The organism is Chryseobacterium sp. c4a (genome assembly GCF_009900745.1).
Taxonomy (GTDB): domain Bacteria; phylum Bacteroidota; class Bacteroidia; order Flavobacteriales; family Weeksellaceae; genus Chryseobacterium.
Map to the genome: position 1 here is coordinate 96,470 of NZ_WXVU01000019.1, position 24,994 is coordinate 121,463.

Annotated in this window: 22 protein-coding genes and 2 tRNA genes; 11 read left to right on the top strand and 13 right to left on the bottom strand. The window is 36.7% G+C overall.

The features are described 5' to 3' along the window. Nucleotides 1–39: 39 nt before the first annotated feature. Nucleotides 40–621: an RNA polymerase sigma factor gene (locus GTR01_RS20695; protein WP_160139621.1), complete on the bottom strand. Its 582-nt coding sequence runs from the start codon at nucleotides 619–621 to the stop codon at nucleotides 40–42. Between the two features lie 235 nt (nucleotides 622–856). Here GTR01_RS20695 and GTR01_RS20700 point away from each other — a divergent pair, with 235 nt between their 5' ends. The 5 genes from GTR01_RS20700 (at nucleotide 857) to GTR01_RS20720 (ending at nucleotide 9,398) form a co-directional block, all read left to right on the top strand. Beyond that, nucleotides 857–1,381, top strand: a complete 525-nt coding sequence (locus GTR01_RS20700) for an RNA polymerase sigma factor (RefSeq protein ID WP_160139622.1) — start codon at nucleotides 857–859, stop codon at nucleotides 1,379–1,381. 95 nt (nucleotides 1,382–1,476) lie between these two features. Continuing rightward, nucleotides 1,477–2,301 (top strand): FecR family protein, encoded by an 825-nt coding sequence (locus tag GTR01_RS20705; protein WP_160139623.1) that lies wholly within the window; start codon nucleotides 1,477–1,479, stop codon nucleotides 2,299–2,301. A gap of 144 nt (nucleotides 2,302–2,445) precedes the next feature. Further along, nucleotides 2,446–5,514, top strand: coding sequence for a SusC/RagA family TonB-linked outer membrane protein (locus tag GTR01_RS20710; RefSeq protein ID WP_160139624.1), 3,069 nt, complete (start codon nucleotides 2,446–2,448; stop codon nucleotides 5,512–5,514). 11 nt (nucleotides 5,515–5,525) lie between these two features. Next, nucleotides 5,526–6,902, top strand: coding sequence for a RagB/SusD family nutrient uptake outer membrane protein (locus tag GTR01_RS20715; RefSeq protein WP_160139625.1), 1,377 nt, complete (start codon nucleotides 5,526–5,528; stop codon nucleotides 6,900–6,902). 93 nt (nucleotides 6,903–6,995) lie between these two features. Further along, a complete protein-coding gene (locus tag GTR01_RS20720; RefSeq protein WP_160139626.1) occupies nucleotides 6,996–9,398 on the top strand; it encodes an alpha/beta hydrolase family protein in 2,403 nt (800 codons plus the stop codon). A gap of 113 nt (nucleotides 9,399–9,511) precedes the next feature. Here GTR01_RS20720 and GTR01_RS20725 read toward each other — a convergent pair whose 3' ends face one another. From GTR01_RS20725 to GTR01_RS20745, 5 genes are all read right to left on the bottom strand, one after another. Continuing rightward, nucleotides 9,512–9,772, bottom strand: coding sequence for a DUF6520 family protein (locus GTR01_RS20725; protein WP_160139627.1), 261 nt, complete (start codon nucleotides 9,770–9,772; stop codon nucleotides 9,512–9,514). 113 nt (nucleotides 9,773–9,885) lie between these two features. Further along, nucleotides 9,886–11,367: a DoxX family protein gene (locus GTR01_RS20730; RefSeq protein WP_228452300.1), complete on the bottom strand. Its 1,482-nt coding sequence runs from the start codon at nucleotides 11,365–11,367 to the stop codon at nucleotides 9,886–9,888. A 112-nt stretch (nucleotides 11,368–11,479) separates the two neighbouring features. Continuing rightward, nucleotides 11,480–12,256 carry a helix-turn-helix domain-containing protein gene (locus tag GTR01_RS20735; protein WP_160139629.1) on the bottom strand — a complete coding sequence of 259 codons (777 nt, stop codon included), beginning with the start codon at nucleotides 12,254–12,256 and terminating at the stop codon, nucleotides 11,480–11,482. Nucleotides 12,257–12,677: 421 nt separating this feature from the next. After that, nucleotides 12,678–13,844 (bottom strand): hypothetical protein, encoded by a 1,167-nt coding sequence (locus tag GTR01_RS20740; RefSeq protein WP_160139630.1) that lies wholly within the window; start codon nucleotides 13,842–13,844, stop codon nucleotides 12,678–12,680. A gap of 231 nt (nucleotides 13,845–14,075) precedes the next feature. Next, complete coding sequence (locus GTR01_RS20745; protein ID WP_160139631.1) at nucleotides 14,076–15,104, bottom strand: toprim domain-containing protein; 1,029 nt, start codon at nucleotides 15,102–15,104, stop codon at nucleotides 14,076–14,078. 405 nt (nucleotides 15,105–15,509) lie between these two features. Between GTR01_RS20745 and GTR01_RS20750 the strand changes: the two genes are divergently transcribed. Together GTR01_RS20750 and GTR01_RS20755 are read left to right on the top strand one after the other, a co-directional pair. Then, complete coding sequence (locus GTR01_RS20750; protein ID WP_160139632.1) at nucleotides 15,510–15,899, top strand: hypothetical protein; 390 nt, start codon at nucleotides 15,510–15,512, stop codon at nucleotides 15,897–15,899. Continuing rightward, entirely contained in the window at nucleotides 15,880–16,764 is an 885-nt protein-coding gene (locus tag GTR01_RS20755) for a zeta toxin family protein (protein ID WP_160139633.1), read from the top strand. Before GTR01_RS20750 ends, GTR01_RS20755 begins: the two co-directional genes overlap by 20 nt. An 82-nt stretch (nucleotides 16,765–16,846) precedes the next feature. Here GTR01_RS20755 and GTR01_RS20760 read toward each other — a convergent pair whose 3' ends face one another. Further along, entirely contained in the window at nucleotides 16,847–17,530 is a 684-nt protein-coding gene (locus GTR01_RS20760) for a hypothetical protein (protein ID WP_160139634.1), read from the bottom strand. 152 nt (nucleotides 17,531–17,682) lie between these two features. On the opposite strand from GTR01_RS20760, the gene GTR01_RS20765 reads away from it, so the two are divergent. Beyond that, on the top strand, nucleotides 17,683–17,952 hold the full coding sequence (locus GTR01_RS20765) for a helix-turn-helix domain-containing protein (protein ID WP_160139635.1): 270 nt from the start codon (nucleotides 17,683–17,685) through the stop codon (nucleotides 17,950–17,952). Continuing rightward, a complete protein-coding gene (locus tag GTR01_RS20770; protein ID WP_160139636.1) occupies nucleotides 17,942–18,244 on the top strand; it encodes a hypothetical protein in 303 nt (100 codons plus the stop codon). The genes GTR01_RS20765 and GTR01_RS20770 overlap by 11 nt, the downstream gene beginning before the upstream one ends. 49 nt (nucleotides 18,245–18,293) lie before the next feature. Here GTR01_RS20770 and GTR01_RS20775 read toward each other — a convergent pair whose 3' ends face one another. From GTR01_RS20775 to GTR01_RS20790, 4 genes are all read right to left on the bottom strand, one after another. Then, a complete protein-coding gene (locus tag GTR01_RS20775) occupies nucleotides 18,294–19,658 on the bottom strand; it encodes a site-specific integrase (RefSeq protein ID WP_160139637.1) in 1,365 nt (454 codons plus the stop codon). Nucleotides 19,659–19,951: 293 nt separating this feature from the next. Continuing rightward, a tRNA-Ser gene (locus GTR01_RS20780) sits at nucleotides 19,952–20,036 on the bottom strand. A gap of 228 nt (nucleotides 20,037–20,264) precedes the next feature. Further along, nucleotides 20,265–21,551 (bottom strand): Ig-like domain-containing protein, encoded by a 1,287-nt coding sequence (locus GTR01_RS20785; protein WP_160139638.1) that lies wholly within the window; start codon nucleotides 21,549–21,551, stop codon nucleotides 20,265–20,267. Nucleotides 21,552–21,641: 90 nt separating this feature from the next. Beyond that, nucleotides 21,642–21,726 (bottom strand) — tRNA-Ser (locus GTR01_RS20790). A gap of 216 nt (nucleotides 21,727–21,942) precedes the next feature. Between GTR01_RS20790 and GTR01_RS20795 the strand changes: the two genes are divergently transcribed. Together GTR01_RS20795 and GTR01_RS20800 are read left to right on the top strand one after the other, a co-directional pair. After that, nucleotides 21,943–22,815, top strand: coding sequence for a helix-turn-helix domain-containing protein (locus tag GTR01_RS20795; RefSeq protein ID WP_160139639.1), 873 nt, complete (start codon nucleotides 21,943–21,945; stop codon nucleotides 22,813–22,815). 138 nt (nucleotides 22,816–22,953) lie between these two features. After that, complete coding sequence (locus GTR01_RS20800) at nucleotides 22,954–23,937, top strand: alpha/beta hydrolase (RefSeq protein ID WP_160139640.1); 984 nt, start codon at nucleotides 22,954–22,956, stop codon at nucleotides 23,935–23,937. Between the two features lie 459 nt (nucleotides 23,938–24,396). On the opposite strand, the gene GTR01_RS20805 is transcribed toward GTR01_RS20800, so the two are convergent. Together GTR01_RS20805 and GTR01_RS20810 are read right to left on the bottom strand one after the other, a co-directional pair. Then, nucleotides 24,397–24,726, bottom strand: a complete 330-nt coding sequence (locus GTR01_RS20805) for a hypothetical protein (RefSeq protein WP_160139641.1) — start codon at nucleotides 24,724–24,726, stop codon at nucleotides 24,397–24,399. Nucleotides 24,727–24,795: 69 nt separating this feature from the next. Continuing rightward, a partial coding sequence (locus GTR01_RS20810) for an integrase core domain-containing protein (protein WP_160137461.1) occupies nucleotides 24,796–24,994 on the bottom strand: 199 nt, incomplete at its 5' end.

Here is a 24,994-nt window from a genome sequence, read left to right on the forward strand (position 1 = left end):
ATATGTAAAATTATTGCAATTAACTGTAATTCAGTTAGATTAATTTATGGTATTGCTAATCAACAGCGCAAAAAATAAGGATGCAGATTTATCGTAGTTTTTTAGCAGAAACTTATTCGCCTTGGTTATATGGTCATTAACAGCGGCTTCTGAAATTTTTAGCATAGCACTTACTTCCCTGTAACTTTTTCCCTCGAGTTTACAGAGTTTAAAAACAGTTCTTCGCTGTCTGGGAAGCTTTTCGATGGTCTGCATGAGCTGCTGATCGGCTAAAGTCTGTAAGCATAAAATTTCTGTATCATGTTCCTGCGAGAGAGTAAGCCACAGGGCCTCAGCTAATTTTCGGTCACGTGAGATTTTTTTAAAATGGTCTGCTGTCAGGTTCGCCGCTATCCGGTATAGATAGGCTGAAAAAGACCGTTCTGATTGAATGGCTGTTCTATGTTGCCATATCCTTACAAAAAGCTCCTGTAGGATTTCTTGCGTATCATCCCATGATTTAAGTACTCCGAAGAGCTTTCTGGCGATTGGTTCTTTATACTCGTTATACAAGTATTCAAACGCCAAATGATCCCCATTCCGCAATTTATTCAGCAGCTCCTTTTCATCGATCATCTTCATGGACTTCATAATCCTACAGGTTATTGGTATTATAAAGTTACCGAATTATTTGGCAATTAAAGAATCATAGTATCTTATAAAATTCCAGAAAAAATCTGTACAAACTTATTTCAGCAAAAAACTATCGCCATTTGTCACGTAACTGTTAAAGAATAATGCTGATAAATTGTAATATCATTACGAAATTAATCATTAATTAAAATATACGTAAATTTGTTTTTCGAGCCATAAATGTATGTCCTTCCCACATAACCATAAAAAGAGCAATAAGGATGATCTGTATGAATCCTTTTTCTACCGATATTACTACCGGATATTTTCCTTTTTGAGCCAAAAAATCAATAACAGGGATGATGTACTGGATGTGATGCAGGACATATTTACATATTTATGGGATAAAGAGCTGCTTACATCGGAAAATTCCGAGGCAATCATCTTCAATGTGACCAAACAGAAGCTGGCATTATTCTATCGCAGGATAAAAAAACAGCAGTATGATCTTGATAAACTTCCGGAAATATCAGATGACTCTTCGTTTGAGGAATTTGATGAACGGATTGAACGTGAAATGGCGATGGATAAATTACAGCAAGACATCGAACTTCTCCCTGAACTGCGCAGGGAAATCCTTATTCTCAATAAATTTGAAGGAGTTTCGCAACAGGAAATCGCGGAGCGGTACGATATGTCAAGATCTGCCGTAGAAAACCAGATAAGCAAAGCGATCATCTTTCTTAAAAAAAGGCTGTTTGGGACTTAAAATATGTTAAAGTATCATAATTTTCGTTAAAATTTACTGTAAGGGGGATGTGAAAATCAATGTTCCGGCATATTTATATATAAAGGACCTTGTTTATGAATCGACAGAACCCCAATATGCCACCACCTACAGAAGATGAACTCCAACAGATGTGGAGCAGAATCACAAACGAGGTAAAAAAAAGAAGGCAAAGGAGAACCCGCATTAGATTGGCGGTTTCGGCATCCGTTGTAATACTACTGACTCTATCTGGTGTCATGTACTACGATATGCAGATTCGGGATGATGTTTATTATGCTGAAAGTGCGGATAAAAAGATTATCCTGGTGGACGGTTCTGAAATTACGCTATCGAAGGGTGCCAGGTTAACCGTTGAAAAGACCTTTCCTTCCGATACAAGAGAAGTCTATCTGGAAGGTGACGCCATATTCAAAGTTAGCAAGTCAAAAGTCCATCCTTTTGTTGTTCATGGAAATGGGTATGAAACAAGGGTGCTTGGAACCGTGTTCAAGGTTGTCCAAAAAGGGAAAACATTCAGTGTGGATCTATTTGAAGGAAAGGTTTCCGTTTATCGGAAGGAAAAACCAAGTGAGTATTTTGTCTTGCAGCCAAAGGAAACGTTCAGTAATATGGGAGCAAAAGAAATTGCCACCGTCATGAAAACCGAACACAAAACAGATCCCTCAACATCAAAGGATCTGAAAATTGACCTCAATTTCACGGAATGCCCTTTTGAGCTGGCGATTCAGACAATTGAAAAAAACTATGGACTGAAAATAATATATCCACTGGAACTGGGACAGGAAGATATCTCCATAACACATCATGGAAACGCAGAACAAATAATTAAGGCGATTGCCTTACAGTATAATTTAAATACAAAAAAAATCAATGCTACAACATTTGAATTTGAAAAGTAAGATATGGTGTCTTATGACACCAGCACTTATTCCGGACACTTTGTCAAATTGAATGCAGAAAAACGACCGACGGGTGGGACCGTCGGCCATGTATTCAACTAATAACTTTTCGTCGATTATTAATTTTAAATACAATGCAAAAATATGAAAAATCTTTGCACGGCCGCCCTTTTCTTTATATTCAGCGGTCACGGGGTGAAAGCCCAACAAAGTCTCTCTGCCATGAGAGTAAGTTATCAGACAGAAAAAATGTCTGCACCTGATGCGATCGAAAAATTTATCTCACAGACAAAGATCAGGCATTTTTCCTATTCAAAAAAAACATTGAGCGGGTATTTTGTGCAGCCGACAAAATGTACAGATGAGCCTCTTATGAAATGTCTTGATAAATTGTTGAAGGGATTGCCTTTTGAGGGGCTGATCTACAATAACATGCTTATTGTTAGACGAAAGAAGAATGATTCTGTATCCGACTTACAAGAAACAGTCCCCTCAAACGTTGCGGTGGCTGATACTCTAAACCCTTCATCATCCGTAAATAAAATTGATGAAATTATTGTCAATGCTGGGTATTACACTGTCAAAGACAAGGAACGTACAGGGAGCATTTCAAAGGTGACAGCCAAAGACATAGAAAACCAACCAGTGAATAACGTATTATCCACCGTACAGGGCCGTATGGCGGGTGTAAATATTGTTCAGAACAGCGGCGTACCGGGTAGCGGATTTGAAATACAGATCAGGGGAAAGAACAGCCTACGCCGTGAAGGGAACGCACCGTTATATATTATTGATGGTGTACCTGTCGGAGGTGAAGTGAATACATTTTCAAATACCGGAACAATTCTGCCCGCAGGGAGTATCAGCCCTTTGAACAGTATCAATCCGAATGATATTGAGAGTTTTGAAGTACTAAAGGATGCAGACGCAACTGCAATCTATGGTTCCCGTGGTGCGAATGGGGTCATCTTAATCACAACCAAGAAAGGCAGGTCGGGTAAATTGGATGTCAGCTTCAACACATCCTATGGAATAAGCCATGCTGTTTCCAATTTAAAAATGATGAATACCCAGCAATATATGAATATGCGCAGACAGGCATTTTCCAATAGTGGAGTAAGCACATATCCTGCAACTGCCTATGATATTAATGGAACATGGCACCAAAACCGGACTACTGACTGGAGGAAAACTTTGATCGGGAAGACAGCGACTTCATCAGCCACTCAGTTATCAGTAAGCGGTGGAAGCGAAACTACAACTTTTGCGCTAAGTTTTGGACACAATGAACAAACGACTGTTTTTGGTAGAGACTTCAATTACAAGACCAATACGCTGTCCAGTAATATTACACATCGGTCAAAGGACAACCGCTTTCAATTCAGCTTTTCCAATATATTTGCACTACTGAAAAATAATGTTCTGAACTCGGATGTTACCAGAACTTCTTTCTCCCTTTCTCCAAATGCCCCAGCGTTATATAATACTGATGGCAGCCTGAACTGGGAAAACAATACATGGAACAATCCGGTGGCAGCCTATAACGCTACCTATTCAAATGAGAATATCCAGTATTTATCCAATATGAATATCGGCTATGAAATTTTCCAAAATATCCGATTGAAATTAAACAGTGGTATCAATTATCAGGCTTTTGAAGAGTGGTCAATCCGGCCCAATACTATTTTTAATCCAGCTTATATTACTGGCCAGTCGAGTGCATACTCAAGTGCATCCAAAAACAATCAAAATAGATTTTCTTATCTGATAGAACCTCAGATAAACTGGGCTTTTCAGAAAAAAGAACATTCGTTTGATCTGTTAATTGGCGGAACTTTCCAAAGTGAAATTAACTCAACAGGTTCTATGACGGGAACCGGATTCGAGAGTAATGTATTTATCCGGAACATAGCAGCAGCCCAGACCAAAACAATCAATGACCAGATCAGTAAAGAATACCGATATGCGGCTGTTTTCGGTAGAATCAACTATCAGTTTGCAAAAAAGTACATCCTTAATATAACCGGTAGACGTGACGGTAGCAGCCGTTTCGGACCCAATAAGAAGTTCGCTAATTTTGGGGCAGTCGGTGGAGCCTGGCTATTTACAAAAGAGCACTTCCTGAATGATTTAAAGTGGCTTAACTTCGGAAAATTACGGGGTAGCTTTGGTATTGCAGGAAGCGACAATATCGGCGATTATCAGTATATGGATACGTATACTGTATCTTCATCAATCTATAATGGTGTTACAGGGGTAGCGCCCTCCCGACTTTTTAATCCCGACTTTAGCTGGGAAAAGACGACCAAGCTGGAAACTGCCCTTGAACTGGGACTTTTTAAAAACAAACTTAATCTTACTGCTGCCTGGTACCGAAACCGTTCATCCAATCAGCTTGTGGGATATCAGTTACCTGCAATCACCGGGTTTCCCTCTGTACTGGCCAATCTAAATGCTACTGTACAAAACTCAGGCTGGGAATTCGAAATAAATGTAAAACCTTTATCAAAAGATGTATTTCAGTGGAATACAGGATTTAACATTAGCTTTCCGAAAAACAAACTGCTGTCATTTCCCGGACTGCAAGGTTCAACCTACGGAAATACATATGTTATAGGCCAGCCCATATCCATTGTAAAACTATACCAGCTGGAAGGTATTAACCCGCAGACGGGCATGTACCAATTTACAGATTTTAATGGCGATGGTAAAATATCCTCACCAGATGATAATCAGGTGATTGAAAATATCGGTGTACGTTATTTCGGTGGATGGACAAATTCATTAAGATATAAGGACTGGGCTCTGTCATTCCTTTTCCAATTTTCAAAGCAAAAAAATAGAAATTACAATTATATCATACCTTCGCCCGGTATCATGAACAATCTCCCGGTTGAAGCATTGAACGTCTGGTCACCAGATAATCCAGATGGTTTATACCAACCTTACAAACCGAACGCAATGCCGAATCATTCCCAATTTCAAAATAGCACTGCGACGGTCTCTGATGCTTCATTTATTAGGCTCAAAAATGTTGAATTAGCCTATACCATACCAATAAGAGAAAGTGTATTTAAATCGGTTCGGGTATATTTTCAGGGACAGAACCTGATTACATGGACAAAGTATTTTGGAATAGATCCAGAATTTCAGGTCATTGGTTTTCTGCCACCTTTAAAAACATTCTCTTTCGGTCTTCAATGCAACCTTTAAAAAATCTAAAAATGAAAATATCTAAAATCATACTATTAATATTGTTCCTATTAATATTGAACTATGTGTTTAGCTCCTGTGAGAAACTGGTAGAAGTCGATCTTCCCGCCAACCAATTATCTTCGGGTCAGGTTTTTGAAAATACCCAAACAGCCAATGCTGCACTTTCGGAATTATATGCAGGGCTCTGGGAAAGTTCACCAATAGCAGGAAACCAGACAGGCCCATTATTGGGTACATATACGGATGATCTGGATTTTTATGCAATGAACTCCAATACCGGAATTGTCGAAGTTTTTCAAAATACTTTAATTGACTCCAATCCGGCAGTCTATTCTTACTGGTCAAGTGCTTATCAGAAATTGTACATAGCAAATTCTATAATTGAAGGGGTTGAACATTCGGTTTCCCTGCCTGATGCAGACAGAAAAAGGATCAAAGGAGAAGCCCTTTTGGTCAGAAGCATTTTGTTCTATTATTTAGAACAGATTTATGGGGACATTCCTTTGGTAACAACTACAGATTATACAGTAAATCAATTTCTTGCCAAAACATCCTCAAACGATGCTTTAAACAAGATAGAAGATGATTTAAATGAATCGGTAATTTTATTGACGGATGACTACCGTCATGCTGAACGTATATACCCCAACAAAAAAGTTGCCCAGTTGATGCTGGCTAAGGTCTACATGCTACGCCAAAAATGGCAAGATGCAGAAATTCAATTAAAGTCCATTGTACAAAGCCCTTTATACCAATTTCAGAATGACCTTACAAAAGTTTTTAAAAAATCGGGCAAGCATATTCTATGGCAATTAAAACCAAAGAATGAAGGTAATGCTACCAAAGAAGCTATCGAGTATTATTTCAGTGGCGCTGCACCTACCGGAACTGCATTAAGCAGTAATTTAGTTAATACTTTTACTGCTATGGATAGGCGCAAAGATAATTGGATCGCCACAGTAACCATTGGTTCAAATACTTGGTACAGGGCAGATAAGTATAAAAACCGAACTATTAATCCGGATGAATATTCTGTGGTATTTAGGTTGGAAGAAGTATACCTTTTACTTGCAGAATCATTGGCACAGCAAGATAAGATCGGCGAAGCATTACCCTATATCAATGCAACAAGACAACGTGCGACACTTGTCCCATTGGTCATCCCAATTGGTAAACAGTCATTACTCAATGAAATTCTACTTGAAGACCGCAAAGAGTTTTTTACAGAAATGGGACATCGTTTCTTAGATCTTAAAAGATTCGATAGGCTAAATGGTTTATCAGCCGTAAAACCTAACTGGCAAAATTTTCACCGTGTATGGCCATTGCCACAAAAGGAATTGCTGTTGAATCCCAATATGAACCCACAAAATACAGGATATTAAGAAATGAAAAATACAGTTGTAATATTTTTACTTTTTTGTTCGGCACATTTCTATTCGAACATCAGGTTCGATAAGGACAGTTTAGAAAACTGGATGTCCAAATTTTATAGGCTGAATAAGTTAGAAGTATCAGAAGATGGGCAATGGGCGATCGCAAGAAAAGACTACTGGAAAAATAAGGACACCATATTGTTGTTTAATCTGAAAAAAAAAGATACGAAGCCATTGGAAGTGACGGGAATGAATCAGCAACAGGCTTTCATTGGTAGGCAGCAAATATTGGGTTATGGTAGCGGTATGGCGAAACTGGTGAACCTGAAAACCGGAGCTGAAATAAAATATCAGTCTGTACAGGAAGCGAGTGCGCTCCCGGAAATAAAGCAATATCTGGTACTCGATAATAAGGGGACTCTGACAGTCCATAATGATAAGGGGAACATCCTGTATAAAGTCAGTAATATTTTGCATTATGTTACAGATTCCAAGAAAGCTTGGTTTGCTTATCAAAAAACAGAGGGGAAAAGTGAACTAATTTATAGTATTGAAGGTAAAATACAGTATTATAAAACAGATAATGCTATTTCACATCACCAAATGTCAATAACTCCTTCGGGTAGATACCTTACACTGACCGAAACGGAAAAAGAAAGCGGAAATTTAAAGTTAACGCTTATTGACACAACAACAGGAAGTGTACATTTTCCTATGGGTATTCCGTCTGTAAAAGCTGATATGGTTAAGGTATTTGAAATACAAAATGGTAAAGCCTACTTGATAACATTTCCAAAAGCGGTAAGTCCTCCAAGCAAAAAGTTGGTAGATATATGGTATGAAAACGATAATAATTTAAGAGCAAAAAATCTAGGGACTCACAAGATAAGGTACTGGCTTTGGCATTCTGATACCAATAACGCAGATTCTATTCCATCAGATAGATTTTCGGAATTTTCTTCGTTTGATAGTGACCGATATCTTCTTGCTTTTAGACCCTATAGGGATTATGTAATTGATGCAGAGTTAGCAGATGTATATCTGTACGATACAGTTAATCAAAGCTATGATCCGATTTTTCAGCAATCGACCAAAATCGTTGCCTCTTCGGGAGGTAATTACATGACGAGTTTCAGCAGTACGAAACAGCAATGGCAACTTTTTGATGTCGACGCTAAAGAACAAATAGTATTCAAGGAAAATGACTTACGGAATCCTATTTTCTCTTTGGACAATGCATTTGTTTTTTTTGAAAGCAACAGTGGTTTACTACAGTATGATATAAAACAAAAACGTATCAATTTGATTTTAACAGCAGCAGCAAAAGATCAAATAACGATCGAAAATTATCAATATTATAGGGTTAATCCTTTGTTGGGGATTGAAATAAAAACAATAAATCTAAATCTTCCTGTTCTTATCAGAAAAAACTGGAATTCTGACAATAGAACAGCATACTTTACTTACTTTAAAGGGGACTTAAAAGCAATGATGACACCCACAGACAATAAAGTGTCAGCAGTAAAATACGATAGCAAGATGAAGAAAATATTGGCGGTAGAAGAAAATTACAATATTGCTTCCAAGCTCTCTATAACTGATACAAAGAGATTGACAAAAACAGATCTTTATAGAAGCAGTAATGCAATAAGAGATACAAAATCTCTAAAACAGGACATCATCCATTTTACGAATTCTAAAAATGTCCAATTAAAAGGGGTGTTATATTACCCAACGAATTTTGATCCGTTAAAGAAATACCCGATGATCGTTCATATCTATCAAATTCAAAGTAAGTTAGCTAACAATTATCCTTTTCCTGAATATAGTGTGACCGGATTCAATCTCAGGAGCTTTATCGAAAAAGGATACTTCGTATATATGCCGGATACTGTGACTGATAGTAGAGGTCCGGGCATCTCGGTATTGGATTGTGTCAATGCAGCATTAGATACCCTGAAAGATCATCCTAATATAGAAAAAAGTCGTACAGGGCTAATGGGACAGTCCTTTGGAGGATATGAGACTGACTTTATCGCAACTCAGTCCGACCGATTTGCCGCTTATATATCAGGAGCAGGTATAAGCGATATTGTAAAATCTTATTTTTCATTGAATTACAATTCATACAAACCAAACTATAGTATTATCGAAGAGAAGAATGGACAATATCGTATGGATTGTCCTTTTTCCGAAGATAAAGAACTCTATGATAGAAATAATCCCATTAATTACGTTCAAAATGTAAGTTCACCTATATTGTTATGGGCAGGCCTAAAGGACAAGCAGGTAGAGCCAGATCATACTATGGGTTTCTATATAGGTTTAAAGCGGAATAATAAAGATGTTATCACATTACTTTATCCTAATGGCAATCATTCAATGCTTCAGTATTCAGAGGAAATAAAAGATCTCAATATCCGTACATTTGAGTGGTGGGACTATTTCCTTAAAGATAAGAAAGGGGTTCCCTGGATCGAAAAGCAAATGAAACCTTCCAAATAAAGTATAAAATCCCCGAAGCATAATCTCTAATTCAAGAAATAGCTTCGGGGATCTTACATCGTACAAATACAGTAGCAAAATTCTTAACCTAAAGAATTCTTCCGTATTTACCCCTAATTAAGTTCATACAACGGGTCGCTACAGAAGGTTGCACCCTCACGTTGTAATTGTACAGTTGGGTCCTCCGACCAAGTACAGATCGGATTGGTACTGTTATCGCTACATTGTTTCTTCGCGTCAACACACAATCCGGATATTGGATGTTGTACATAGCCTTGAACAGTTGCATCAGGGCTGTTTTTAGCCTTATTGGTTGCAAATGCTGCACCTAATCCCATTGTTACAAGGAGAGTAGGTAAAAGTAACTTTTTCATGCTGTCATAATTTAATTGGTTACTGCCTAATCTGTTACAGGATTTTCGGCAATCTCCTATATATCCTTATCCATCGGTCATTCCCAGAACGACCGATTTCGTTGTAAATTCAATTAAAAAACACCATCCCGTATCTTAAAACGTCGGAGATTATCGCCCGAAATTGCATAAAAATAATTGTCGGTTACCCAAAAGTCTTTCATCCCGTTGTCTTTCTTTTTATAGATATAAAAGCTGCCAATATATTCCTTTCGGTCGGTATGGTAAACGTCTACTACTTTAGCTTTTTCCCACGATTTTCTGGATTCATGTCTGCCCATCAGATCAGACTGGTTAAAAAGAAGCCCTTTATAAGCTACAGCCCGTCGATTTACTTTTACAGGAGGGGCGTTCATCTTGTGCCGTCCATCTGCAAGTTTTGTGGTTTTTATCTGGGCTATACTTGTCGTATCAATGGTATTCAGACTTCTATTGATGTTAAAATGCTCATCCATTACAATGAACTGGTTGCGATAGGTATATAAGTAGATCAGGTCATTAGTATGTCGGTCAGTAATAATATTACCGTCGACATCAAAAACACCATCAAATTGTTTTTTCAAAATTTCCGGATAGAGTTTCACTTTTATACTATCTGGCAGATTCAAAAAAGCAATTGTAAATTCTTTAGTTGAACTGCTCTGAGTTCTTAAAGCAAATTTGTTGGTATCTAACGCCACCAACTGATTAAAGTAGGCATCGCCATAGCTGATTGTATGTGCTAATGTGTCACCAATTAGTCCCCTATATATGACGGGAACAGTGCCGTCATAAAAATAATAATAGGGAGCTCTTACCTGTACACGAAGGTTTCGGAAATTGTGATGTATATTATCGGGGATGATCTTCATTGTCTCAATTCTTACCAGCGCGGTATCCACCGTTAACAAAATCTGTGGAAAGTTGTGATTCCCCAAATAGATGTGTGTACTGTCACTTCCTGCAAAGTAGTAATCGGAGTTGTCCAATAGCAGTGTTTTATTCTCGATAACCGGATGCAAAAGGAATCGTCTGGTAAAGTTGTTCTCCTTTTTAATAATATGTTCAGAACTGAGGAAAAGGGCTATTACCAGAGCACAACTGATGACCGTGGTGAGAAAAGAGAATTGCGCAGGTCGTCGTAAGCCTGTTCCTTTTTGTTTTTCGGTGACGAAAATTGCAATTGTTGCTAATAACAAGAAAAAGATATTGAATATCAAATGCTCCGTCCAGCCGAGCTTTTCAAGAATGCCACCACAACTACAAGGTATAAAATCGCTAAAATTCAAAATAAGGAAAATGTAGATTGTAAAGCCCGCCATTAGTCCCAATGAAGCATATAGTGCGATCAGTCTGGTATTGCTAAAACACAACAGTATCGCGACAATAAATTCGATGCCAATGATACTGTACGAAACTATTCCAGCATAAGCACTTAATAGAGGTGACTGAGCAAGCTGTACCTGAAAATTTTCAAAGTCAAGTATTTTACTACCTGCTGCATAAATAAACAGTAATGTCAGCAGAATACTAACAGAAATTGTGAAATGTTTTTTTATGAACCCCTGTACTTTCATAATCATTACTGTTGATTATGACAAAGTTATCGCTAACGTGAGCCTAAAAAAACACCCAAAATTCAAAATAATATCCCCAAAATTTATTTTTTTATCCCCAAAATTTTTTTAGTCAGACCAACCTGGGGATTTTTGACCGTGGAACTTCGTATCGTTTAAAAGCTTTGTGCATCGTCTTGTATCCCTCAAATCCGTTTTCAAAAGCAATTTCTTTTAAACTTTTTACAGTAAATATCATTTCACCCACAGCTTCAATGATTCTTTTTTTCAGTATAAATGAATAAAAAGTATCACCAAAGTAAGCCTTGAAGTCTTGCAGAAACCGATTATAGGAATAACCTTTTGAAGTTATATATTCAACAATGGACTTTCCGCTGTTTGTTCTTTTAGAATCTTTCATGTCTTTTGTATAGGAATCCAGTATATCCCTGACATAACCGATATTGTGGGAAACACCTGTAATCAGTCTTTTGGGAATGAATAGGTCTACTAAATGAAATTCAGCGGATTTTTTATTTTCTATCCGCACAATTCCTGCAACAAAATGCAGGTTATTTTTATCTGAATAGCGTAACTGGACCGGTATTATATCATTACTGTTAAATTCAGCTTCATTGATCTTCTGAATTGTTTGAAGTATGGTTGTATTATCTGTTTTTTTTCCTTTCAGATTATAGTGGCCATGATGGTGAAGTTTATATGCTCCGATAGGAATAAATTTAAGCTGTTGGAAAAAACTGAGATAAAAATCAGAAACAACGCTCAATTGTTGTGAAAGGAATTCAGGATTGGCAAAATACCCCATTGACCTCACTGATTCCAAGCGACTGAAAGCAATAATGTTTTGCTGTATTATTGAATCAAGTAGGGACATGATGTAAATGTTCATAATCGATCTATTTTACTTAAAATGGAGACCAGGGAGTACGAGCATTGTCATTGGGGGTATCTTTCCGTGTAGTGTAATTTTGGCCTGTTAGTTTTTAAATGTAATTTTTTTTAATCTAATAAAGAAATAAAATGCTTAAAATAAAAGTAGGTGTCCAGTAGGTGGATTATAGTATATTTTATGTAACAAAAAAGAACAGTCCGCTGGACTGTTCTATGGGGACATGTTTTTCAATTGACCTTATCCTGATAAGTCATGTTTGAATACAAAAATAACATTTGTAGGTAAGATTTAAAAATTCATCTTTATCGGTATCCCTTTGCTGTTATCCTTGTTATATTTACTTTTCATTTAAATCAAGCGTAGGTGTTGTATAATGTTGAATGTAAAGATATTCTAAATTAGATAATTACCTATGGTATCAGCCCCTGTAGATTTTTTTCTTCTTCTTTTTCCTTTGGACCGGAATATAATCAGGTTCCTGCTCATTGGAAGGTCCAAAACTTAACAGTGAAAACAGTTCAGAAGCCAATTCTACGATAGCAAAGATCTGCTGAAAGGCGGAAAAAGGGATCTGACTTCCAGCGGAAAGTTCCCTGCAAATGTTGTTCATTTCCTCTTTCAGTTTATTGTTATCCGATCTGTCAGAGTCTGGATTTTTCATCCGTTCATATCGAATGGATTTTTCCAGCAGGTCAATTACAGAATCCAGATATTTTTTCTTTTCCAAAGCAAAAACATTGGGATCGGTCAGCAGGATGGAGTTTTTGCTTTTCAGATCTGAGATTTCCGTTTTGAGTTCCTTTGATTGGGACTGTAGTTCTGTAATCTGCTTGTTTTTTGCCTTTAGTTGATTATTGATTTTTAAAAGCTCAGCATTATACAATCTGAAAGCATTCCCATAGTTTTTGGTTGTTTTGTCCAGATTGATCTGTTGAACGCCGAAGAAATTAGGTTCTTTAATAATAAGATCGTTGAATTGACCGGAGCCCAGCTGAGCTGTCATCCCCTGTATTTTGAGATCAAGTGCTTTTAATTCCTCTTCTTTTTTCTGAATTTTGAATTCTACCGCTTCCAATCTGCCTACTGATCCGGCTGTGCCACGTTCCATACCAAGGCATTCTGCAGCAAGATCCTGCATTTTGGAATAATGAAAAGACTGATGTTTTAAAGTCTTTCCGGTTTTCAGATCCTGCCAGTCAGCAACAAGATGAGCATGCAGATTCGGTTTCCATTCTTTGGACTCCTTATCCCAGTGACCTTCATCTTTATGGATAGCGATCTGGAATACCCTTATTCCAAGTTCCTGTTCAAGTTTTCTGCTGAGATCGTGCAGGTCTTTCATGGTGGTATCTTCCTTGATGACTACCACAGCTTCACGTATAGGCATGGCATTGCTCTGTAATTTTCTACCAGACTTCTGCTTACAATAAGTCTCTATTTTAAGTATTCTATCCGAAATCTTTTCCTCCTGCCAATATTCGTTTTTATCCGTCAATTCTTTACGGATATAGTCAAAAGTCTTTTTTCGGAAATTATGGATTTCAGCATCAGGCTTTACGGCTTTAAAATTAATGGAAGTTTTCATACTATATCTTTTTGACCAGTCATAACAAAATTTTATATTTAGCCCTGATAGAGCTCTACTTTGAATCATGAGTAGACGAACTATGATTAAGAACCGCTGGGCAGCTCATCAAAAGGGCTGCCTTTTTTAGCCCCCGGCAGGGCGAAGCAGAAACTTTGTTGGGAGGGCACCGACCTTCAAAGTTGCGAATGAGCTCCTAACTTCTGCGGGAAGCTTGGTAAAAAGCACAGTCTACATTCTTCTGCGCAATCCTTTCGTTACCCTGTTTGTTTCTTCTTTGCATGATTCCTTTTTTTTTGCACTGTCACTTTCCTGTTTTGGAATACCTTCTGTTTTTAGTGAAGGTAGAGCCTGTCGCTGTCTTTTTTTGATAAGGTACTGGTTGAGGTCTTTATGATCTGAATAGATATGGGAAAAGTCTTTTGCGTGGGGATAGATATTTAGAATTTTGTCGGTAGATTTCTTTCCTGCTTTGTCGTTATCCAGAAATAGGAAGATTTCAGAATATCCTTTTAGGCTGTCAATAGCTTTTTGGAGTAAACTGGTAGAATTGAGCACGAGCAGGTCTCCCTGATAGCTACCCTTCAGTTCAAGAAAGGAAAGGGCATCCATGAAGCCTTCCACGACGACTATCTTGTCATCAAGCCGTCCATCATGCGATACTGATAGAACATTATCAGGATGTATCTTTTGATTGTTAGCATTCGGGACTGCTGGATCAATATGCAGTATTGAGATGTCCTTATTCAGTAATGCACCTTTGTAGTAGGGATTTCGAACTTCCCAGCCACCTGATCGGTTCTCAAATCCAATAGTATAATAAGATTTATCTTTTATCGTGAACCAGATCTCCTTTAGATACGGATACATCTTGGATGATAATTCTCTATCCCGAAGATATCGTAAAAGATTGGGATGTGAAAGTTCCTGTACCTTATCTATCCTATATTCGGTAGGTATTTTCCTAATCTGTTCAGATTGCTGGGGAAAAGAAGAAAAACTTTGCGAAGATGCCCATTCCAGCACGCCCTTCACGGTTGTGTTCAGGTATTTCTGCATAAAGTCGGTATTGGTTCCCCCGATACCTTCCGAGAACAGATACCAAACGTTATGGCTCCGATCAACTTTAAAAGAGGCTTGGGACTCTGTGGCAAAGGGACTGAGGTACCAAGCTTCTTTATCATTTTGTCTGATTGGAAGGTGTCCGAGAGCAGCGAGGACTTCTTCCAATCCTATGGAATTAAATTGTTTGCAGTTCATTTTGTGTTATAAATTTTCAGAAAATACCACATTCTGCTTCCGGTCTATTTTAAATGGTATTCTGTGGCCTCTTTAGGCATTAGTTTTCCTCTGTTAAAGCGAAATATTAAGCTAAGCAAACATTTTGTTGGACAAATGGTTATATTCCTGTAGAGAAATGAAGCAAACAAAATAAATTTTTTGCCATGCATTTTAATTTTGGTAAAAGTATTTTACAATAAAAGCATTAGGTAAAAAAAGCGGGCAATTAAAAAGTAAGATTTTTTTCGGGTGTTATTGACAGGGTTTTAACATTCTTCTTCTGAAGTTAGGAAAGAAGAATTTAATTGCTATTTGAGCAAGCATATTGGGTCAACCGTACTACCGGATATGATTTAAGGTAAAGATTCAAACAATTCTAAATTTATGAGGAAGGAGATCATAAAAGATAAAGAAGGCAATCCGGTTTCTTTAATACTGGATTATAGAGAATGGGTTTTGGTAGAGCGTTTCTTAAGCTTTAATATGACCAATTTTAATCTATCGGGTAACCCTCTCGATTGGTATGTCGTTACTGAAAGCCTAAATTTGATACTCACTGAATTGATTGCTTATTCGGGCAGGGAACGTTTTAAAGAACTTAGGAAAAATAAGCCCAGACTGAAAAGGGTCGAAAATTTGAAAGGGTTTTCAGAAGATCTAAAGAAGGTCAGTAGAGATTGGGATAATTTTAAGGATGTCAGGCGCATGAGACATCTTGTCGATGTTTATGCACCCCTGTTAGAAGAAATCAATAATGGAAAACATATCTATTGACAGACTTGACAAGCTAAGACAGCGCTATCGGCTGTCAGATACAGACTTTGCCGACCTATTTGCTATCATTGTCGAAGAAGTTGCTGATGGTTATCTGCCATCTCCGGAGCCTAGGGTTGTTATTTTGGTGGGAGCCCCCGGATCGGGAATCATCGAACTAGAAAAAGTGGCCGGATCTATCCTTATGGAACGTGCCGTGATATGTAATCCGGATAATCTTAGGGATTTTCATCCATTATCCAGAAGATTGAAGCGGAATTATCCTGATCTTTATGCTGGTATTATAACAGAATATGCACAAAAATGGAATGATCTTTTATGTGCGTACTGTCAGGATAACCGCTTAAACTATATTTTGGAAACTACCTTTTCTTCCGGTAGTTATCTGGAAGAAAAGATCGGGGAAATAAAAAACAGAGGATATGTAGTGGATATTATGTTGCTAGCGGTCAATCCCCGTTTTAGTTTACTAGGGACTTATATCCATTATGAAAACTGTCTTGAATTATTGGGATTTGCCAACAAGGTATCAAAGGTAGCCCATGATCTTTATTTTGATGCTATGCCTACAGCAATACAAGCAATAACGAAAAATCCGATATATGATAATATCTATATTTATTCACGTTCCATGGAACAGGAATATTCTGGTTTGGTTGAAGGACTAAGGCTAATTGCCCACAACCCCCAAGATGTAATGAAGGTCTATAGGGAAGAAATTGGAGGTCCCTGGCATCCGAAGTTGAAGGAATATTTTCAACAGTCCTGTGCCGATGTCATTGAGCTCATGTATAAACGCTCGGCGCAGCCTTCCGAAATTGAACTTTTCAGAGATGAACTGGGAATAAGTGTGGATTTCGGGTAACCTAACTATGCAATTCCGTGGCAACTTGACCACCTGATCCCCATTCCAATGTTTTTTTAAAACTGATGTAGATATGTGAGATCTAGCCTTTGCCCATCACTAAAATAGGAATAGCCAATATGGTTACTATATCTACTACCAAAATGAGTGGCCTCAATGGTTTTTCCTTAGAAAAGAAGAGGCATAGTCTAAAAAATAGACGAATAATTAGATATAGGATATAACAGATTAGCCTTGCCGTCAACACAATTAGGGCTATCATACCCAAACAGAAGGGAATGGTCAGAAGAATTAGAATGTCTTTCCAGATGATATGAACGGGAAGTGTTTGCATGAAAAAATAGGAATCGAATAAAGCTACATTTGCATGTAAAGCATATAGAACCAGGCCGGCAGCAAACATGATAAACAAACCCATTTTAATGATGTCTTTTCTATCAAGATGACCGATTACAATAAGTAGTAATACACAGGTACAATAAAAGATAACATTATTCTTTAAAGGATTGTGGATTGAATCTGCACCGAAAATCATCATACTTATGTAGTTTAGAATTGCTAATCCAATAAAAGGAAAAGCAATCCATTTTGTGGATCTTTTTCGTGTTTCGTCATAGGGGGCATTGATAATAACAAGCATCTGGTTACTAATTCTCAGGTGAAAATTAGTGATATAGGCAAGAACTTTTTTATTGGTTATTGTACTTTCTGCTTTCATAATGATTAGTGATACCACCACCACTAATGATATAATAAAATTACCCATATAAATATTTCGGCGCAATTTAGTATAATAATTGTTTTAAATCAAATAGACTCTAATTTGGAAAACATAGGAAAAGAAACGCCACTGAATGCCATATAACTATAGTATGTGGCCTAAAATAAGAATTTTGAATTAAATCAAAAATCTTAAATATGGATACAATCACAAAAAATGACCTCGAAACATTGAGAATTCAAATTCTTTCTGATATTGGTAACCTTCTTCAGAACAAATTAATGGATGGTAGGGAATCGGAAGAATTTGGCTGGATGCGGAGTAAAGCTATACGCAAGGTCCTTAATATTTCGGCGTCTACACTACAGAATCTAAGAATTACAGGAAAAATTCGTTTCAAAAAGGTATTAGGTTCTTATTATTACAACAAGGAAGACCTTCAGCACCTATTTGAAGATGAAGACTGATTCTCTACAACGATGGTTTGACTTTATGGACTACCTTGACAACGATCCGAGTCTGAACGTTTGGCATCTTTCATTGCTACTTGCAATCGCCAGACTTGCCCACAGACAAAATGAAGGATGGGTTATCAGGGTGAGCCGAAGTAAACTTATGAAACTCTCCCATATTGATACTATAAGCAGTTATCATAAATATTTTAAGCAGCTTCAAGAACTCGGTTATATCAAATATGTGCCATCCTATCATCCGGGATATCGAAGTACAGTAGAGATCCTAAAAAGGCAGAAAGAATGATCTGCAATAATAAGCCCCAATATTTCGGATAATATTGGGGCTTATTTTTTTAGACAATTGCTTTAACCCTGTCCAGCATGTTTTCAAAAGTAGAATACCTGTCTTCAAAGGTGTTATTTTTTTGAGCGTTTTTAAGTTCTTGGAACTCTTTTTCAAGTTTTTCGAGGAATTTTCTCAAATCATCGTTGGAGTTTTCTGTACCTTTTAATTTTGCACTCAATTCTTTCATTTCACGGGCTATCGAAGCCTGTTCGGTAATGGCATAATCTTCTGTCTGTTTAATCGAATAATGACCCAGCATTTCTTTGACCACATGCATTGACACACCATTGTTTAAGGTGACCGTACTGGCAAAGGTGCGTCTTGCTTTATGGGTGTTGAGCGTTACGTGAATATCACATAGAACAGCAATTTCTTTAAGGTACTCATTCATTTTCTGGTTTGAACGACCGGGAAGTACAGTTCCTCTGTTCAGGCATCGTGGATCATCCTGATATTTAGCGATTATTTCTAATGCTTTTGGTAAAAGAGGTATATCTGTATCTGCTTTTGATTTCTGTCGGCTACTCATTATCCACATAGTACCATCGTCAGCCTCTTTGATATCTTCCCATTTAAGCTGGAAGGCATCAATGTAAGATAAACCTGTATAGCACTGAAAAACAAAAATATCTCGAACTATAGTCAGTCGTTCCGAACTGAATACTTTTTCTTCGATCCGTTGGAGTTCAGCCTTTGTCAGAGGTTTCTTTCTGATCTTGGTTTTCTTGCTAACAAAAAGTTTGAAGGGATCTTTCTGAATGATCTCTTTGGCAATAGCTCTCAATACGATTTTTTTAAAATTGCTGATATACTTTAATGAAGTGTTATTAGAACATTTTCTTACCGTTTTTAGATATAGATCATAATCCTTGATAAATTCATAATTGAGTGCGCTGAACTCGAGATCATTTTTATTGTACTTATACCTTATAAACTCTTGTACATGGGAGCGTGCAGTAATATAACGGTCGTGGGTACCTTTGGAATATTCCTTTGTAATGACCAATTTGGCCATTTCGTCGTTATGTTCCTGAAACTCTTCAAGAACTTTATTACGTGCCCTGTACTTTCCATTCACAAAATTAATAAGGTCAATAGAGCTAATGGGAATATCATTATTCATTAACTCCGTTCTGTGGCTATTGATCTTGGTCGTTAAAGATTCAAGGAACGTATTGAGCGCTCTGGCATCTTCTTTCGTCCCGATAGCTTTACCTTCCTTCTGATCCCATCTATCGGGATACCATTTTCTTTTGGTAGATGTTTCTTTAGGGATACCATCTACGGTTATGCGCAGATAAATGTGGCGAATCTTTTCGTTTTTTGAGCTCTTTAAAAAGAACGTGAGCCCGTAGCTTTGCTCTACTAACATAATTCAACATTTTAGGGTTATAAATGTCAAACTAAAAGTGCTTTAAATCAAGATGTTTTGATTTGCAACACGTTCATTGTTAGTGAATTAAATGTGTTTTTACAAAGTTTTATATGCTGTTTTTGTGGCAATTTTCAGTAGATCTAAAAATTGCCACAATATTGCCACAAACTTTTGGATTATTTTTGGAAATTATAGCAGTTGCCATAATTAAAAAAATCCTGCAAATCATTGATTTTGCAGGATTTATCTATTTTTTGATGCTTTTTGAAAACTTCTGTTTTCGCATCTTGCGGAGAGTGAGGGATTCGAACCCCCGGACCTGTTACAGTCAACAGTTTTCAAGACTGCCGCAATCGACCACTCTGCCAACTCTCCCTAAACTCCGATTGTATCGTTGTTTTCAGTGGTGCAAATATAGAAAAAATTACAATAACTCCCCAAATAAAAAACAACATAAAATCTATGTATCGGATTATCAGCAAGAATTATTTTCATGAATATGCTGAAGCATGATTTTGAGCCTTAATTATTGCTTTATTTTACTTGATTTTTGTTATTGACAACGCTTACTTTCCTTTTATAATCTGGATTATTTGGACAAAATTACTTTTTGTCAGTCTTAAATGATATCTTGTATTCTTTCATATCAAAAGGATACCCGTCTTCAGATTGGGTAACTCTGTCTGTTATATAAAAATCGTATTCTGTATCGTATTGCAAATCGGAAGTTTCAATAGTGAGAATCGTTTTGGATTCATCTAAACCCACAATATTTTTTAAAGGGAAATGTTCTTTCCCATTTTTCGAGAAATTGATAGAAACTTTTTCATACATAGGTCTTGAGAAGACAATGTGAATCTTTTTTGTATTGGTATTTACATTCTGACTTCCATTTTCAAATTCAACTATTTTTATCAGTTTGGGCTGATGATCTTTGTAATCAGATACTATTTGTTCAGCATTCTTCTGATCTTCAAAATACCTTGATTTCACTAAAAATTCCAGAACCACTGTTTCATTATTAAAATCCAGCTCAATAATATTTTTAATAGCAGTTTTCTTATCTACCGAGTTTTCATAATACTTTTTGGAAATCATATATCCTACAAAGTATCCAAGATCAGGATTTTTAGCATGACTGTTGTAAAACCAGTTGTCAAATTTTTGACTCAACATTTCACTTTTAAAATCTGATTTTACCTTTTCATAATTTTTAGCCCCATAATCAAGATAATGGGCTGTGAATTTTTTATTTAAAGCTAATTCTGCAATAAAATCACAAGAACCTTCTTTAATTGCTTTCGACAAAACATTCACTTCACCGTCTTTTTGAAAAGTATGAATGAACTCATGTACTGTTACCTGTTCTAATTGTGACGGGTTGGTATATAAGAACATTTTTTGAAGACCTTCGTTTTCAAATTCTGAAACAACCGTATTTTTATCACCTGTTATTCTCTCTACTCCTAAAAGTAAATCTTCATGATGGGTTGTTCCCCCCGATTTCATGGCACCAATGGTGTAATAAATATTTCCTTGAGAATTATTGGGATACAATTTTTTAAATTGCCTGAAAGCGCTATTGATTGTTTTAATTTTTTTAGAATCAATAAAGGTCTTAGGTCTGATAGAATTCCAAAAATTAGGATATTTCTCGATGACATTGAGATAATCATCTTTCCCGAATTTTTTTATTTCCATAAAAGCTTTTAGGCCATCCGTTTTTTTATCCAAAAAAAGCCGTTCAATGACTTCACTTTTATTTTTATTATTTTTCTGAATGCTGTCATAAGCCATCCAAAAATTATTGATATCTGTACTGATGATTTTTTGAGCGTTTGAACAATTAAAAATTGTCAAAAAAGCGAATGCTGGTAGTATGCGTTTCATCGGTTATCTAGTTTTATATGGTATGCTTATAAGCCTCCATTGGTGCTCAATAAAAAAGGTACAAATCAGATGACTTGTACCTTTTTTCTGCGGAGAGTGAGGGATTCGAACCCCCGGACCTGTTACAGTCAACAGTTTTCAAGACTGCCGCAATCGACCACTCTGCCAACTCTCCTTCAACTCCGATTATATCGTTGTTTTTAGTGGTGCAAATATAGGAAGTTTTTAATTACTGACAAAATATTTTTTCAGTAAAATTTATTTTTTTTGATTCCAGCTGTAAAAGCATTTCCAGTAACACTTTTAAACATTTTGAATATCAACACTTTGCCATCAGAACGTATAAAGAACAAGAAATATATTGTAATTTTATCAGAACTGAAATTGAACTATGATTGAAATTCAACAATGTGTCCTTGAATCGTTCTATAAAAAAATGGGACTGCACAGGGTAAGCCAGATTGATCAGGAGGAAGTTAATTCTGCAAAGTATAAATCCTATATTAAAGTGGTCTACCTACTGGAAGAATATACAGTTACTGTAGATTTTAAGCAATATACAACAGAAGCTCCTACCCTTTTCTTTATCAATAGCAATCAGCATTTTTGTATTGAAAATACAGGGAATAAACCTGGAGTTATGATCTATTACAACCGAGATTTCTACTGCATTCAGATCCATGATACTGAAGTCGCTTGTGATGGCCTTTTGTTTAATAACCTAAGCAATATGCCAATGATTACTTTAAACCCTATGGACACTATTGTCATTACTCATATTCTGAAGGCGATAGAAACAGAATTTAAAGTAACACAAGCACAGCGGGAAGAAATGCTAAGAGTTTACCTGAAACAAATCATCATCCTTTCTACAAGATTATGGAGTGTACAGCATTTGGATAAAATGAATGACGGAACAGATCATGATACCGCATTCTATCGTCAGTTTAGCCTGCTGGTAGAAAATCATTACAAGGAAAAACATACTGTTGCAGATTATGCCGACATCATGGGGATTGCTCCCAAAACATTGACACATCGCCTGAAGAAAATGAATATGTCTCAGCCCAACGAAATCATTAAAGACCGTATTATGCTTGAAGCAAAAAGATTACTGATCCACACTGCGATGAGTGCCAAACAAATTGCCTATCATTTAGGCTATGAGGATCCGGCCTACTTCAACAGGCTCTTCTCTTTAAAAGTGGGTGACAGCACCTCTAATTTTAGAAAAATGTACAACGAGGGAAAAATGTACAATTAATACAGCTGTTTGTGCCTTATTTAATTGCCTGACCGGGAGTAGCTTTGCAATATCAATTTATCATTACAGTTCAGAACGATAAAGCACGGTATATTTTAAATGCTTTAGGTTCTTTTATTAACATTAAATACAAATATCATGGCACAACAAAGACCTTACAAAGGAGAAAACGATTCTCAGATTTTTACTGAAGTACGTACATTTTTACAAGCATTAAACTCTGGAGATGGCATTCCCATGGAGCTTTTAAGTCCGGAGGATGCTCGTCAGATTTTGATAGGCGCGCAGAAATCAGTTGAAGTTGATTATTCAGGAATTGAAGAAACTGAGCAAATAATCAGTCAGAATGGATATGAAGTTAATATTCACATTACCAAACCTAAAGGAAGCCAACCTAATGCTCCTGTATTTATCTTTACGCATGGTGGTGGTTGGGTATTGGGTGATTACCCTACTCATCGTAGACTGGTAAGAGATTTAGTTGTTGAAAGCGGAGCTGTAGCTGTATTTCCTGATTATACTCCTTCTCCGGAAGCAAAATATCCGGTGGCGATCAATCAAATTTATGCAACAATGCAATGGGTTGCTGAACATGGAGAAGAGATTGGTGTTGATGGAAAGAACCTCGCCATTGTAGGAAACAGTGTAGGTGGAAATATGACCGCTGTATTAGCATTAATGGCTAAAAACAATAATGGACCTCACATTAAATTGCAGGTATTGCTTTGGCCTGTCACCAATGCTGATTTTGAAACCATTTCTTATCAGGAGTTTTCTGAAGGTAGATTCCTTACCAAAAATATGATGAAATGGTTCTGGGATAATTATCTTCCGGAAACAGAAACCCGTAAGGAAATTTATGCCTCCCCTCTTCAGGCTTCCATAGAGCAATTAAAAGGATTACCACCTGCTTTGGTTCAGACTGCAGAAAATGATGTCCTTCGTGATGAAGGAGAAGCCTATGCAAGAAAATTAAATGAAGCGGGTGTACAGGTAACTCTTACCAGACATAGTGGTCTGATTCATGATTATGGATTATTAAATCCTTTAGCAGACATCCCTGCTGTACAAACAGCAATTTTGCAGGCTGCTGCAGTGATAAAAGATAAGCTTAGCCAATAGGTTTATTAAACATAGTATAAAATGGAGCCAGTTCGAAATGAACTGGCTCCATTTTTTATCAATATGCTGATTTAATAGCATAATATAAGCCCTTGCTAGCACGAGCACGATGCTCGCACTAGCAAGGGGTTTACGGATATTCTACTGGATAAAAATATTGTCTCTTAGGTATACAAAAACTAAAAGAGAACGACAGACAGCATGTCTTCGCTCTCCTGGATACCTTTCTCAAACAAACTAAGCTGCAATGCATTTTATAAAATACAAAACCCGCTCAATGAGCGGGTTTGTTTTATTATTAACTCAAAGTCACAGACTTTACGTAGCGGGCGCGACAGCGGGGGGATAACATCATCCAAAATTTTAAAACTAGACTGACGTTTGCTAAATAACAGAACCCACCGCAATTGCGGTGGGTTCTTTATTATTGCTCACGGATTACAAATACGAAAGATCAAACTAATTCCAACGAGTAATAACGGTATTACTTCCAAGTATATTCTTGAAACAAGTTGCTTTTTTTGATTTTAGATGTACTTTTAACTCATAATCTTCATTAAGTAAAATTTGATATGAATTATATGTATCTTTTTTAATATTAAACTCAAATGGATTAAAGGGTATTATAATTTTTAAAGTTTTCATTGGTTTAATTTCAAAAGTATCATATTTTTCTTTATAAACAGGAAGTTTCTTTCCTTCATTTATAATTTGAATTTCATTATCATTTAGTTCTACAAATTTATTTGAAAAATTTATTTGCTTCCCTTTATGTTTGATTTCTATCAATGGTCTTAATGATGTAGAAGTTTTGAAGACTTACCTTTTTTCAAACAGTTAATAAATATAAAATCCCTTCTAATTGACTAAAGATTCTTTAGCATATAGCCAAGGACTAAGTCCATTTAAAGATGTGTGCGGATGATTACTGTTGTAATCGATTTGCCACTCATAAGCCATTGCATTTACCTCCATTATAGACCCGAATAGGTATGCATCCAAAACGTCTTCTCTGAATGTACGGTTTAAGCGTTCAATATATGCATTTTGGGCAGGT

Bases quoted from the DNA above. Each gene is read 5' to 3' on its own strand.
- GTR01_RS20695 (WP_160139621.1), bottom strand. From the start codon at position 621: ATGAAGATGATCGATGAAAAGGAGCTGCTGAATAAATTGCGGAATGGG.
- GTR01_RS20700 (WP_160139622.1), top strand. From the start codon at position 857: ATGTCCTTCCCACATAACCATAAAAAGAGCAATAAGGATGATCTGTAT.
- GTR01_RS20705 (WP_160139623.1), top strand. From the start codon at position 1,477: ATGAATCGACAGAACCCCAATATGCCACCACCTACAGAAGATGAACTC.
- GTR01_RS20710 (WP_160139624.1), top strand. From the start codon at position 2,446: ATGAAAAATCTTTGCACGGCCGCCCTTTTCTTTATATTCAGCGGTCAC.
- GTR01_RS20715 (WP_160139625.1), top strand. From the start codon at position 5,526: ATGAAAATATCTAAAATCATACTATTAATATTGTTCCTATTAATATTG.
- GTR01_RS20720 (WP_160139626.1), top strand. From the start codon at position 6,996: ATGTCCAAATTTTATAGGCTGAATAAGTTAGAAGTATCAGAAGATGGG.
- GTR01_RS20725 (WP_160139627.1), bottom strand. From the start codon at position 9,772: ATGAAAAAGTTACTTTTACCTACTCTCCTTGTAACAATGGGATTAGGT.
- GTR01_RS20730 (WP_228452300.1), bottom strand. From the start codon at position 11,367: ATGAAAGTACAGGGGTTCATAAAAAAACATTTCACAATTTCTGTTAGT.
- GTR01_RS20735 (WP_160139629.1), bottom strand. From the start codon at position 12,256: ATGAACATTTACATCATGTCCCTACTTGATTCAATAATACAGCAAAAC.
- GTR01_RS20740 (WP_160139630.1), bottom strand. From the start codon at position 13,844: ATGAAAACTTCCATTAATTTTAAAGCCGTAAAGCCTGATGCTGAAATC.
- GTR01_RS20745 (WP_160139631.1), bottom strand. From the start codon at position 15,104: ATGAACTGCAAACAATTTAATTCCATAGGATTGGAAGAAGTCCTCGCT.
- GTR01_RS20750 (WP_160139632.1), top strand. From the start codon at position 15,510: ATGAGGAAGGAGATCATAAAAGATAAAGAAGGCAATCCGGTTTCTTTA.
- GTR01_RS20755 (WP_160139633.1), top strand. From the start codon at position 15,880: ATGGAAAACATATCTATTGACAGACTTGACAAGCTAAGACAGCGCTAT.
- GTR01_RS20760 (WP_160139634.1), bottom strand. From the start codon at position 17,530: ATGGGTAATTTTATTATATCATTAGTGGTGGTGGTATCACTAATCATT.
- GTR01_RS20765 (WP_160139635.1), top strand. From the start codon at position 17,683: ATGGATACAATCACAAAAAATGACCTCGAAACATTGAGAATTCAAATT.
- GTR01_RS20770 (WP_160139636.1), top strand. From the start codon at position 17,942: ATGAAGACTGATTCTCTACAACGATGGTTTGACTTTATGGACTACCTT.
- GTR01_RS20775 (WP_160139637.1), bottom strand. From the start codon at position 19,658: ATGTTAGTAGAGCAAAGCTACGGGCTCACGTTCTTTTTAAAGAGCTCA.
- GTR01_RS20785 (WP_160139638.1), bottom strand. From the start codon at position 21,551: ATGAAACGCATACTACCAGCATTCGCTTTTTTGACAATTTTTAATTGT.
- GTR01_RS20795 (WP_160139639.1), top strand. From the start codon at position 21,943: ATGATTGAAATTCAACAATGTGTCCTTGAATCGTTCTATAAAAAAATG.
- GTR01_RS20800 (WP_160139640.1), top strand. From the start codon at position 22,954: ATGGCACAACAAAGACCTTACAAAGGAGAAAACGATTCTCAGATTTTT.